We start from the raw sequence: 12,252 nt of genomic DNA, 5'->3' as shown, positions 1-12,252 counted from the left end.
TTTGCACGCACCTACCGACACGCTTGCAGTGTTCGCACCTGCCCTTCAGGGCGTTGGTTATCTTCCGCCAACCAGCGCTCAAACCCCGCCGCAATCGCCGGCCATTCATCATCGGTAATCGAGAACCACGCTGTGTCGCGGTTACGGTCCTTGATCACCATATGCTTGCGAAACACCCCTTCGAAGGTGAAGCCAAAGCGCAGTGCAGCGCGCTTGGAGCGGGCGTTGTCGTTGTTGCACTTCCATTCCAGGCGGCGGTTGCCCAGCGCGAACGCCAGCTTGCCGAGCAGGTAGATGGCTTCGGTACCCTTGGGCGTGCGTTGCATGGCAGCGCCGAAGGCGATGTGGCCAATTTCGATGCGGCCCTGTTCGGGCACGATCGACATCAAGCTGAGGATGCCCTGGGTCTGGCCGCTGGCCAGGTCAATGACGCTGTAGAACAGCGGGTCGCTGCTGGCGGCGTTGATGTCGAGCCAGTGATCGAAATCCTCGCGTTCGCTGAACGGACCGTAAGCCAGGTAATCCCACAGTTTGTTATCGGCCTGGGGGCCCTGGAACACTTCCCAGAGGTCTTCGGTGTCGCGCTTGGGGTCGAGTTTTTCCAGGCGTACGAAGCGCCCGGTCAATGTCGAAGGTTGCGGGCGCTTGGCCGGATGCCAGTGCAATGGGCTGTTCATGGGTGGCTCCTCTGGCTTACAGCGGTTTGCGGAACTGAATGAAGCCGGGCCGCTCGGCGACTTGCTCGTACAGGCTGATAGCTGTGGCATTGGTTTCGTGGGTCAGCCAGTGCACCTTGGCGCAACCTGCTGCCTTTGCCGTAGCGTAGACATATTCGATCAATTGGCGGCCGATACCCAGGCCACGCTGCTCACTTTGCACGTACAGGTCTTGCAGGTAGCAGGAATTCTCGATGCTCCAGTTGGAGCGGTGATAGATCCAGTGGACCATGCCCAGCGCCTTGCCGTCGACCCAGGCCAGCGCGGTATTGGTTGGCTCGCTGGGGTCGAGCATGCGCTCCCAGGCCACGGCGCTGACTTCGTCGGCGATGCGTGTTTGGTAAAAGCGCTGATAAGCCTGCCACAGTGGCAGCCAGGCACTGTGATCGGCGGCAGTGACGGGGCGGATGGTTACGCTAGCCATAGGCATGCTCCTTCAAGGTTGGCCCATCAGGGCGGCCAGTTGGTTGTCCAGGGGATCGGTACTGTTGGCCAGGCCTTTGCGCACGCCTTCGATATCGATGGCCGAACGGTTCTGGCTAAGTTTGCGTGTGCCTTGCAGGCGCTCGATGGGCAGGGCGAAGCCGACGATCGCCTTGAGCATGCCGGCCATGTAGTCGGCCGGTGCTTCTTCCACCGACCAGGGCTTGGCCTGGCTTTGTTCATGCTGATCACTCAGGCGCCTGACGATAGCCAGCAGGCGCTCGGCGTCGTGATACACCTCGGCCTTGCCCCAGGCGTGCACCGTCACGTAGTTCCAGGTCGGTACCGTGCGCGGGTCGTCGATCTTGCTGGGGTAGTAACCCGCGCTGACATACGCATTCGGCCCGGCAAACACCACCAGCACCTCGGCGCCGTTGGCCAGCTCCTGCCATTGCTTGTTGGCCCGGGCGAAGTGGCCGTACAGGGTGCCGTTGCTGCCCTGGCTGCGATCCAGTAACAGGGGGAGGTGGCTGGCCTGCAGACCCTGCTCGCCGTGGGTGACCAGCACGGCGAGGCGCGTTTGTTCGATCTGCTGATGCAGGCGGTCGAGATCGGTTTCCTTGTGGCTCGAAGGTGTGAACATATGAATTGTCCTTGGCGAATGGCTCAATCCTAGGCAGGCTATTGGACTAAGGTAAGAGCCATTTCAAGCTAATTTCATAGGTCCAATGTCATGAGCGAGCGTCCTTTCACTTTGCCGTTCGACCCGACGGGCATCGTCCTGGATCGCCGTCAGGGCCTTAGCCGCCAGCTCTACCATGCCCTGCGCCTGCGGGTGCTGGACGGTCGCTTGAGCAGCGGCACGCGCTTGCCGGCGACCCGCGACATGGCGCAGGTGCTAGCGCTGTCGCGCAACAGCGTAGTGCGCGCCTATGACCAGCTGTATGCCGAGGGCTATATCGAAAGCCGGGTGGGCGATGGCACCTATGTCAGCCACCTGCCAAAACTATCCACAAAAGTATCCACAGGGTTATCCCTGGGTTTTTCCACAGGGTTATCCACAAAAACAGCGGAAAATACTGAGGATTCATCCAGTAAAGTTATCCACAGTGGTCCAATGCACCGTCTGGAAAACAACCATCTACCGGCGCCTAAAAGCGGTCCGCCGCGGGCTTTTCGTGTCGGTTTGCCGGCGTTCGACCTGTTCCCGTTCGACGTCTGGGCCAAGCTTCAGGCGGGTTTCTGGCGTAATCCCGATCCTGCTGCGCTGGGTTATGGCGACCCGGCTGGCGAGCAGCAACTTCGCGAGCTGATCGCGACCTATTTACGTCGATCTCGTGGGCTTTCGTGTGCGGCTGAACAAATTGTGATCACCAGTGGCGCGCAGCAGGCCATTAGTCTTTGTGCACAGCTGTTGCTGGAGCCTGGCGAAGTAGTGGCTGTGGAAAACCCCGGCTACCGCGCCGCTGGCAACGCCTTCGCATTGACCGGGGCAACGGTACAAGGAGTGGCGGTGGACCACGAAGGGCTCGACTGCGCGGCGCTCAATGCCGTGGAACATTGCCGCCTCAGCTACGTGACGCCGTCTCACCAGTACCCGACCGGCGTCACCATGAGCTTGGCCCGGCGCCTGGAATTGCTGGCCTGGGCCGAGCGCAAGGACGGCTGGATCATTGAAGACGACTACGATGGCGAGTACCGCTACAGCGGCGACCCGCTGGCGCCTTTGGCGGCACTGGATCGTAGCGGGCGGGTGTTGTATGTCGGCACCTTCGGCAAAATCGCCTTTCCGGCGCTACGCCTGGGCTACCTGGTGCTGCCAAAGCAGCTGGTACAAGCCTTTTCCCGCTGTCGGGCGCTGGCCGTGCGGCACTCGGAGGTGGGTACTCAGGCGGTGATGGCGCAGTTCATGGCCCAGGGGCATTTTCAGCGGCATATCCGGCGCATGCGCAGGGCCGCACTGAGTCGACGCAATGCGTTAAAGGCTGGGTGGCCCATGGACGTTCCCGGCGTTGGCGCCATGCCGGACGTCGCGGCAGGATTGCACGTGAAAGTCGATATCGACAGCTATGCCCGCGAGCAGGAGTTGATCGCCCGTGCTGAAGCGGTAGGCGTTGAGCTCAATGCCCTGAGCGATTACTGGCTGCCAGATTCGACGGTCCCTATGGATGAGCGCGCGGGGCTGGTACTGGGCTTCGCCGCCGTGGGCGAAGCCGCTATTGCCGATGCCCTGGCCCGCTTGCGGCGGGCCTGGCGTCAGTGACGATCAGGTCCCGGCCTTGATCTTGGTCCAGGCGCGGGTGCGCGCCCGCTCGGCATCGCGTGGCAGTGGCTGCAGGGTGTAGAGCTTGGCCATGGCTTGCTCGGTGGGGTAAAGGTTGGGGTTGTTGCGGATGGCCGGTGCAACCAGTTCGGTGGCGTCCTTGTTGGGGTTGGGGTAACCGACAAAGTCGCTGATGGGCGCGATAACCTTGGGCTGCAGCAGGTAGTTGATGAAGGTGTAGGCATCTTCCGGGTTGGCCGCGCCTTTGGGGATTGCCAGCATGTCGAACCAGATCGGAGCACCTTCCTTGGGCAGGCGCATGTCGACGACCACGCCGTTCTTCGCCTCGGTGGCGCGGTTGGCCGCCTGGGAGAAGCTGCCCGAGTAGCCGACCGCCACACAGATGTCGCCATTGGCGATATCCGCCATGTACTTGGAGGAGTGGAAGTAGGTGACGTGCGGGCGGATCTTCAGTAGCAGCTCTTCGGCCTTTTTGTAGTCCGCCGGTTTCGTGCTGTTCGGTGGCAGGCCCAGGTACTGCAGGGCCAGCGGCAGGATTTCCGACGGCGAGTCAAGCAAGGCCACGCCGCATTGCTTGAGCTTGGCGATGTTCTCTTCCTTGAAGATCAGGTCCCAGCTGTCGACCGGGGCATTGTCGCCCAGCGCCGCCTTGACCTTGGCCGGGTTGAAGCCGATCAGTACGGTGCCGTACATGTACGGCACGGCGAACTGGTTGCCGGGGTCGTTGGCCTCGATCAGCTTCATCAGTTTCGGGTCCAGGTGCTGCCAGTTCGGCAGCTTGCTGCGGTCCAGCGGCTGGAACACCCCGGCCTCGATCTGCTTGGCCAGGAACACGTTGGACGGCACCACCACGTCGTAGCCGGAGTTGCCGGTCAGCAGCTTGGCCTCCAGGGCTTCGTTGGTGTCGAAGATGTCGTAGATGAGTTTGACCTGGCTGTCTTTCTGGAAGTCCACCAGGGTTTGCGGGGTGATGTAGTCGAACCAGTTGTAGACCCGCAGGGTGCGTTGCTCGGCAGCTTCCAGGCTACCGGCGAGCAGGGTGCTGCAGAGCAGAGGGGCGAGCAGGCGCTTGAGTCGGGTCATGCTTGAGCTTCCTGTTGGGCGCGTTCGAAACCTTCGAGTACGTTCACTGCGTTGATGCCGATTTCCTCGACCGCATAACCACCTTCCATGACGAACAGCGTCGGCGTGCCGAGGCGGGCGATGCGTTCGCCCATCTTCAGGTAGTCGGGGCTGTCGAGCTTGAACTGGGAGATCGGGTCGTCCTTGAACGTGTCCACGCCCAGCGAAATCACCAGCACGTCCGGGCCATAGGCGGCGATGCGCTCACAGGCGTCATCCAGGGCCTTGCTCCAGGTCAGCCAGTCGCTACCGGCGGGCAGCGGGTAATTGACGTTGTAGCCCAGGCCTTCACCTTCGCCTTGCTCATCGGCATAGCCAAGGAAGAACGGAAACTCGGCCTGCGGATCTCCATGGATCGAGGCGAAGAACACATCACTGCGCTGGTAGAAGATTTCCTGGGTGCCGTTGCCGTGATGGTAGTCGACATCGAGGATTGCCACCTTGCCCCGGCCTTGGTCGAGGAACGCCTGGGCGGCGATGGCGGCGTTGTTGAGGTAGCAGTAGCCGCCCATGACATCGCTGGCGGCGTGGTGTCCCGGTGGCCGGCAGAGGGCGAAAGCGCTGTGGGCGCCGGTCTGGATCGCAGCCTGGGCGGTGAGGGCAACCTGCGCGGCGCTGTAGGCCGCTTGCCAGGTGCCAGCGGTGATTGGCGCGCCGGCGTCGAAGCTGTAGTAACCGAGTTCGCCGTGCAGGCCGCTAGGTTTGACGCTGCGCAGGGTGCGCGCCGGCCAGGTGAAGGGCAGCAGGTCGCCTTCGTGGCCCAGTTGGGTCCAGCGCTGCCAGGCGCCTTCGAAGAAGTTCAGGTAATCGGCACTGTGCACGCGCAGCAAGGGCGCGCGGCCAAAGTCGGCAGGCCCCTTGATTGCACCCAGCTCGCGGGTTTTTACCCGCTCCAGAACATGGTCGGCGCGCGAAGGCATCTCGAAGCAGGGCATCAGTTGCCCGTCGATCAGCTCGCAGCGGCCATGGTGCAGGCGGTGGTCATCGGAATAGATCGTCAGCATCTTGTTGTTCTCCGGGTCACTGGCGTCGCTCCATTGTTGGTGGCCCGGGCCCGGTGCAGAACGACGGAAACGGCCAAAAGGGGACCGATATGGCCAGCCTGACTGTCCGGATTTCGCCCCCTGGCAGTGCAACCGTCGTATTCAGGCGCGGAAGTGGCTTGGCGCAACGCCGCTCCAGCGCATGAAGGCGTGGCGAAAGCTGGCGGTTTCGCTGAAGCCCAGCAGTTCGGCGATGCGGTAGATGGGCAGCTGATCTTCGGCCAATAGCTGCTTGGCACGCTCGAAACGCAGTTCATCGAGCAGTTGTTGATAACTGCTGCCCAGCTCTTGCAGGTGCCGACGCAAGGTGCGCGACGAGCAGTTCATCTGCCGCGCCAGGCCTTCCAGCCCGGGAGCCGCATCGAGTTGTTCAAGTAGCAGTTGGCGAATCCGCCCGAGCCAGGCCTGGCGACCGGTGAACTCCAGGTTTAGCCGTCGGCAGCGCTCGCTCATGGCCCGGTGGGTGATCTGGTCGGCCAGCGGCAGGGGTTGCTCCAGCCATGCGCGCGCGAAGGCGAAGGCATTGTCGGCTGCCTCGAAGCGCAACGGGCAGGCGAAGCTGTCGCCATACAGCGCATGGTAATCGGGCGTGGGGTGGGCGAAGCGTGCCGCCAGCAGCGGTAGCGGTTGGCCAAGCAGGTCGTCGCAGATGACTTTCAGCGAGGTCAGGCAGAACTCGGCATTGAACGCCGCCAGCTGCGGTTCTTCGCGATAATCGCTGGCGCTGAACCAGACCCGCTCGCCGTCGTCGATCAGGCGCAGCTGAAAAAGTGTTCCCAGTAGCGCCGGGTACTGCATCGCCAGGCGCAAAGCGTCACCTAAGGTGGCACTGGAGAGCAGGGCGTAACCGAGCATGCCGTAGCAGGAAACATGCATGCGCCGGCCCAGTTCCAGGCCCACTTCGCGGCGCTGGGCCACGGCATTGGCACACACCAGCATCTCCTGGCGGGTGGTGATGCGCGAGTCGGCGCGGCCCAGGTCTGCCGGGCTGATGCCGCTGCCGGCAAGCAGCGCTTCATCGCCGGGGCCCTGGCCTTGAAAGGCCTGCAGAACCAGGGACACGGCGTTGAGGGTGGTGAGGTGTGAATGGAGCATGCTCGGCTTCTTTCGGCAGGTTGGCCAAACAAGTCGAGCAATTTGTATGCCTTCAGTCGCTTATAGCAATTCCCCGCAAAGATCCTGCTCCACCAGGCGCCGAACCTCGGCAACCGGCAAACCGCTGCCCAGCAACAGCTGCAACTTGCCGAACAGTGCTTCACGGGTCATGCCGCCTCCCGACAGCACACCGACCTGGCGCAAGCGGCTGCCGGCCTGGTAGACATCCAGTTCAACCCCGCCTTCATGGCACTGGGTGATGGCGACCACGACGATGCCACGTGCCTGAGCCTCGGCCAGGGCGGCGAGAAAGTCGGGGTTGTCGGACGGGCCGGTGCCACTGCCAAAGCACTCCAGGATCAAGCCTTGTGCGCCGCTGGCCAGCGCGGCCTGCAACAGGGGGGCGCCAAACCCTGGCACCAGGGGCAGCACCGCGACATTGGCGACCTGTTTCGGTTGGCGATAGTCGAGCGCGGCGGGCAGGGGTTGCGGCGCGCCAGCGCCGGCAAAACGCTTGAGGGTAACGAACGGATGACGGCCAAAGCTGCGCACCTTGGCGGTATGGTGCGGGGCCAGCAGTTCACCGTGAAAGTACAGTTGCACACCGGGCGGGACGCCTGCAGCCAGGGCCTGTAGCGCCCCGGTGAGATTTTCCCAGGCATCGCTGTCGGCGACACCGGCTGGCAGCATGGAGCCGGTGAACAGCACTGGGACCTGCAGGCCCAGCAACTGGAAGCCCATGGCCGCAGCGCTGTAAGCCAGGGTATCGGTACCGTGCAGCACCAGCACGGCATCGCAGCTTTGCCCGTCGACCGCATCGATGATCGCCGCACGCAGGCGCTGCCAGTAGTGCGGGGTCATGTTGGCGCTGTCGATCAGCGGTAGCAGCTCACGGAACTGCCAGACGGGAATAGCGGCCTGCCCAGCCAGTTGCTCGCGCATCCGTTGCTCGAAGCCCGAGGCGGGGGCCAGGCCGTTGGCGCTGGCTTGCATGCCGATGGTGCCGCCGGTGTACAGCACCAAGATGTTGCGGGCTGGTTGCGCAGTTGCCATTCGCCTGTCTCCATGGTCGGCTTGAGATAAGCCGACCACAGTACGCCATCACTGTGCAGGCTGTCAGCGCTTGGCGTCTTCGACCTTGGCTGGCCAGGCTTTGGTGTCGAGGTCCAGGTCGGCGAACTTGGCCGAATCGAACACCGGCGTTTTTACCCCGGCAGCGCGCTGGTCGTCGTAGTCGCGCAGCACGCGCATGGCCACCTTGAACAGCAGGGCCAGGGCGATCAGGTTGACGAAGGCCAGGCAGGTCATGGTGATGTCGGCGAACGCGAACACCGTGCCCAGGTTCTGCACCGCGCCCCAGAAGATCAGCAGCAACACCAGTGCGCGGTAGCCGATCAGGGCCTTGCGGTTGTCACCGACCAGAAAGCGCAGGTTGCTCTCGCCCAGGTAGTAGTTGTAGAGGATCGAGGTGAACACGAACAGCGCCAGGGCGACGCTGATGAACATCCGTCCCCAGTCACCGACCACGGCAGCCAGCGAGTTCTGGGTCAACGCGATGCCGTCCCCTTCGAAGCCCGGGGTGTAGAAGCCCGAGAGCAGGATCAGCAAGGCCGTGCAGGTGCAGATGATGAAGGTGTCGAGGAATACTGAGAAGGCCTGGACCACGCCCTGGGCAATCGGGTGTTCGACCTGGGCCACGGCGGCGACGTTGGGTGCGCTGCCAAGGCCGGCTTCGTTGGCGAAAACGCCGCGCTTGACGCCCATGATGATGGCGCTGCCGACCAGGCCACCGAAGGCCTGATCCAGGCCGAAGGCGCTTTTGACGATGGTCATCAGCATGCCCGGCACCTGATCGAACTGCAGCACGATCACGTAAATGGTTACGGCGATGTAAACCAGGGTCTTGACCGGTACCAGCAGGTCGGCGACGGCGGCGATACGCTTGATGCCGCCGATGAACACCAGGCCCAGCAGCAGCGCCAGGGCGATACCGGTGTAGGTGGTGTCGAACTGGAAGGCGTTGTTCAGCGAGTGGGTCACGGCGTGGGCCTGCAGGCCGTTGAAGGCGAAGCCGAAGGTGACCAGCAGCAGGAAGGCCATGACCATGCCCAGCCAGCGCTTGCCCAGGCCATGTTCGATGTAATACGACGGGCCGCCGCGGTACTGGCCTTCACTGTCGCAGCGTTTGTACAGCTGGCCGAGGGTGCATTCGATGAAGCTGCTGGACATGCCGACCAGCGCGGTTACCCACATCCAGAACACCGCACCGGGGCCGCCGAGGGTCACGGCGATGCCGACACCTGCGATATTGCCCGCACCGACGCGGCCGGCGAGGCTGAGCATCAGCGCCTGGAACGAGCTCAGTTGTTCGCTGCTGCTGCGCAGGCTGTCGCGAAATACCGAGAACATATGGGTGAAATAACGCAGCTGAACGAAACGCGAGCGGATCGTGAAGTAACTGCCCAGACCGACAATGAGCACGATCAGTACCTTGCCCGATAGGAAGTCGTTGATGACTTCAAGCATGGAGTGTTCCTCGCTTTTAATGACTTTTACTGCATGTCGCGCCAAGGAGCTGGCACGCAAGAGGGCGGGCACTATACCGATGCGAGCGCCGCGCGTCTGCCTTGGCGTGGCGGATATGCCCTGTGGTCGCCACTGTGGGAGCTGGCGTTGCCAGCGATGCGGCCGACGCGTAGCAGCTGAAACCGTGCTGATTTCATCGCCGGCAAGGCCGGCTCCCACAGGGATTGAAGGTGCGGCAGGAGGGCATAAAAAAAGGGCCCGGGGAATGATCCCTGGGCCCTCAAAAGGTGAGAGGTGTCTAGTCCCTCGACCTGGTGAGCGTGTTACAGCATCGGTTACGCCTTGAGCGGCACCAGACGCGGAGCAATCATGTTTTCCGGACGCAGGATGTCGTTGAGCATCTCTTCGTCCAGCAGGCCTTCTTCACGTACCAGTTCCAGCACGCCACGGCCGCTTTCCAGGGCGATGGCAGCGATACGGGTAGCGTTTTCGTAGCCGATGTACGGGTTCAGGGCGGTGACCAGGCCGATCGAGTGCTCGACCAGTTCACGGCAGCGCTGTTCGTTGGCGGTGATGCCGACGATGCAGTGCTCGCGCAGCATGTCCATGGCGCGTTGCAGCAGGCGGATCGAGTCGAAGATCTTGTAGGCGATCAGCGGCTCCATGACGTTCAGCTGCAGTTGGCCACCTTCGGCCGCGACGGTCAGGGCCAGGTCGTTGCCCATGATGGCGAAGGCCACCTGGTTGACCGCTTCCGGGATAACCGGGTTGACCTTGCCTGGCATGATCGAGCTGCCTGGCTGACGCGCTGGCAGGTTGATTTCGTTGATGCCGGTGCGTGGGCCGCTGGACAGCAGGCGCAGGTCGTTGCAGATCTTCGACAGCTTGACCGCAGTACGCTTGAGCATGCCCGAGAACAGGACGAAGGCGCCCATGTCCGAGGTAGCTTCGATCAGGTCGGCAGCCGGTACCAGCGGCTGGCCGCTGATGGTGGCCAGGCGCTGAACGGCCAGGGCCTGGTAGCCAGGGTCGGCGTTGATGCCGGTACCGATGGCGGTACCCCCCAGGTTGATTTCGGTCAGCAGCTCTGGCGCCAGGGAACGCAGACGGTTGAGGTCTTCGGTCATGGTGGTGGCGAAGGCGCGGAATTCCTGGCCCAGGGTCATCGGCACAGCGTCCTGCAGCTGGGTACGGCCCATCTTCAGTACGTGATCGAATTCCTGACCTTTGGCAGCGAAGGCCTGGATCAGGCTGTCGAGGCTGGCCAGCAGGGCGTCGTGACCCAGCAGCAGACCCAGACGGATCGCGGTCGGGTAGGCGTCGTTGGTCGACTGCGCCATGTTCACGTCGTTGTTCGGGTGCAGGTACTTGTACTCGCCCTTCTGGTGGCCCATGGCCTCCAGCGCGATGTTGGCGATCACTTCGTTGGCGTTCATGTTGGTAGAAGTACCAGCACCGCCTTGAATCATGTCGACCACGAACTGTTCGTGGTAGTCGCCGCGGATCAGACGGGCGCAAGCCTCGCTGATGGCAGCGTGCTTGGCATCGCTCAGGTGACCCAGCTCGCGGTTGGCGTCGGCAGCAGCCTGTTTGACCATGGCCAGGGCCACAACCAGTTTAGGGTAGTGCGACAGCGGAACGCCGGAGAGGTGGAAGTTGTTGGCAGCACGCAGAGTCTGGATACCGTAGTAGGCATCAGCAGGGACTTCGAGGGTGCCAAGCAGATCTTTTTCGACACGGAACGATGCAGCAGCGGACATGATAGATATCATCTCGAGTTTGACCCGGCACATGCCGGAATGGCGCCAATCCTAGGCTTGCGCCGATTTTGCGGCCAATGCTGTTACACGCTAACCTATGCATAAACGGCATACGGGTTGATGTGACGTCAACTGCCGATCGAGCGTGTTCAATTTTGGTGCATGCCTGGAGAGCTCATGAACCTTGAGAGCAAATGGCTGGAAGATTTCAGTGCCCTGGCCGCGACCCGCAGCTTTTCCCAGGCCGCCGAGCGCCGCTTCGTCACCCAGCCGGCCTTCAGCCGGCGTATTCGCAGCCTTGAGGCGGCGCTGGGGCTGACCCTGGTCAACCGCTCGCGTACGCCTATTGAGTTGACGGCGGCGGGGCAATTGTTCCTGGTGACGGCGCGTACGGTGGTGGATCAGTTGGGCGAAGTGTTGCGCCACCTGCATCACCTGGAAGGCGGGCAGGGCGAGGTGATCCAGGTGTCGGCGGCGCACTCGCTGGCGCTGGGGTTCTTTCCGCGCTGGATTGCGCAACTGCGCAACGACGGCCTGAACATCGCCACGCGCCTGGTGGCAACCAACGTCGGCGATGCGGTGCATGCCCTGCGTGAAGGCGGCTGCGACCTGATGCTGGCCTTCTACGACCCCGATGCAGCCTTGCAAATGGATGCGGAGATCTTCCCGTCGCTGCATCTGGGCCATACCGAGATGCTGCCTGTGTGCGCCGCCGATGCCGAGGGCAAGCCGCTGTTCGATCTGGAAGGCGAGGGCAGTGTGCCGTTGCTGGCCTACAGCGCCGGGGCGTTTCTTGGTCGTTCGGTCAATCTGTTGTTGCGTCAGCGCAACCTGCGTTTTACCACCGTCTATGAAACGGCGATGGCCGACAGCCTCAAGAGCATGGCCCTTGAAGGCCTGGGTATCGCCTGGGTGCCACGGCTGTCGGCGCGGGCCGAGCTTGAGCGCGGTGAGCTGGTGATTTGCGGCGGCAGCCAGTGGCATGTGCCGCTGGAAATCCGCCTGTATCGCTGCGCCCTGGTGCGCAAGGCCAACGTGCGCCTGCTGTGGCGCAAGCTTGAGGGCGGTTCGCCAGCAGCCGGGGCTTGACCCAAAAGTCAGCCAAAGCCCCGAAAAATAAGGCCGACAGTTGGTCGTCAGGGTGCATCCAAGGCGTTGCTTTGCGGTATACTGCGCGGCCTTCGGTCGGCATGCCCGGCCCTAATTCGTATAACAAGCCACGCCGGTCGTCCCGCGTGGCTTGTTGTTTTTTGACGCGCCTGCGGGCGCCCAAGAGAAGAGGC

11 protein-coding genes are annotated in these 12,252 nt (G+C 62.8%); 2 read left to right on the top strand and 9 right to left on the bottom strand.

Annotated elements, in window-relative coordinates:
- Positions 1-11 precede the first annotated feature (11 nt).
- The 3 genes from BV82_RS00450 to BV82_RS00440 are packed head-to-tail and all read right to left on the bottom strand — an operon-like array spanning position 12 to position 1,782.
- Positions 12-677, bottom strand: a complete 666-nt coding sequence (locus BV82_RS00450; RefSeq protein ID WP_010222794.1) for a GNAT family N-acetyltransferase — start codon at positions 675-677, stop codon at positions 12-14.
- Between the two features lie 16 nt (positions 678-693).
- Positions 694-1,140, bottom strand: a complete 447-nt coding sequence (locus BV82_RS00445) for a GNAT family N-acetyltransferase (RefSeq protein WP_036995263.1) — start codon at positions 1,138-1,140, stop codon at positions 694-696.
- Positions 1,141-1,152: 12 nt separating this feature from the next.
- Positions 1,153-1,782: an FMN-binding negative transcriptional regulator gene (locus BV82_RS00440; protein WP_036995262.1), complete on the bottom strand. Its 630-nt coding sequence runs from the start codon at positions 1,780-1,782 to the stop codon at positions 1,153-1,155.
- Positions 1,783-1,872: 90 nt separating this feature from the next.
- Here BV82_RS00440 and pdxR point away from each other — a divergent pair, with 90 nt between their 5' ends.
- Positions 1,873-3,402: a MocR-like pyridoxine biosynthesis transcription factor PdxR gene (pdxR, locus tag BV82_RS00435; protein ID WP_036995261.1), complete on the top strand. Its 1,530-nt coding sequence runs from the start codon at positions 1,873-1,875 to the stop codon at positions 3,400-3,402.
- 3 nt (positions 3,403-3,405) lie between these two features.
- On the opposite strand, the gene BV82_RS00430 is transcribed toward pdxR, so the two are convergent.
- The 6 genes from BV82_RS00430 to aspA form a co-directional block, all read right to left on the bottom strand.
- Positions 3,406-4,506, bottom strand: a complete 1,101-nt coding sequence (locus BV82_RS00430; RefSeq protein WP_010222798.1) for a polyamine ABC transporter substrate-binding protein — start codon at positions 4,504-4,506, stop codon at positions 3,406-3,408.
- The gene (locus tag BV82_RS00425) at positions 4,503-5,549 is read right to left on the bottom strand and encodes a histone deacetylase family protein (RefSeq protein ID WP_010222799.1); all 1,047 of its coding nucleotides are present in this window, start codon (positions 5,547-5,549) and stop codon (positions 4,503-4,505) included. The genes BV82_RS00430 and BV82_RS00425 overlap by 4 nt, the downstream gene beginning before the upstream one ends.
- 141 nt (positions 5,550-5,690) lie before the next feature.
- Positions 5,691-6,683, bottom strand: a complete 993-nt coding sequence (locus BV82_RS00420; RefSeq protein WP_010222800.1) for an AraC family transcriptional regulator — start codon at positions 6,681-6,683, stop codon at positions 5,691-5,693.
- A 60-nt stretch (positions 6,684-6,743) separates the two neighbouring features.
- Positions 6,744-7,736 carry an asparaginase gene (locus tag BV82_RS00415; RefSeq protein WP_036995260.1) on the bottom strand — a complete coding sequence of 331 codons (993 nt, stop codon included), beginning with the start codon at positions 7,734-7,736 and terminating at the stop codon, positions 6,744-6,746.
- Between the two features lie 63 nt (positions 7,737-7,799).
- Positions 7,800-9,209: an alanine/glycine:cation symporter family protein gene (locus tag BV82_RS00410; RefSeq protein WP_010222802.1), complete on the bottom strand. Its 1,410-nt coding sequence runs from the start codon at positions 9,207-9,209 to the stop codon at positions 7,800-7,802.
- Positions 9,210-9,544: 335 nt separating this feature from the next.
- On the bottom strand, positions 9,545-10,969 hold the full coding sequence (aspA, locus tag BV82_RS00405) for an aspartate ammonia-lyase (RefSeq protein ID WP_010222803.1): 1,425 nt from the start codon (positions 10,967-10,969) through the stop codon (positions 9,545-9,547).
- A gap of 177 nt (positions 10,970-11,146) precedes the next feature.
- Here aspA and BV82_RS00400 point away from each other — a divergent pair, with 177 nt between their 5' ends.
- A complete protein-coding gene (locus tag BV82_RS00400; RefSeq protein ID WP_010222804.1) occupies positions 11,147-12,058 on the top strand; it encodes a LysR substrate-binding domain-containing protein in 912 nt (303 codons plus the stop codon).
- The last annotated feature ends 194 nt before the right edge of the window (positions 12,059-12,252 follow it).

This window comes from Pseudomonas donghuensis, assembly GCF_000696345.2.
GTDB lineage: Bacteria > Pseudomonadota > Gammaproteobacteria > Pseudomonadales > Pseudomonadaceae > Aquipseudomonas > Aquipseudomonas donghuensis.
This window is presented reverse-complemented; position numbering and strand designations above follow the sequence as displayed.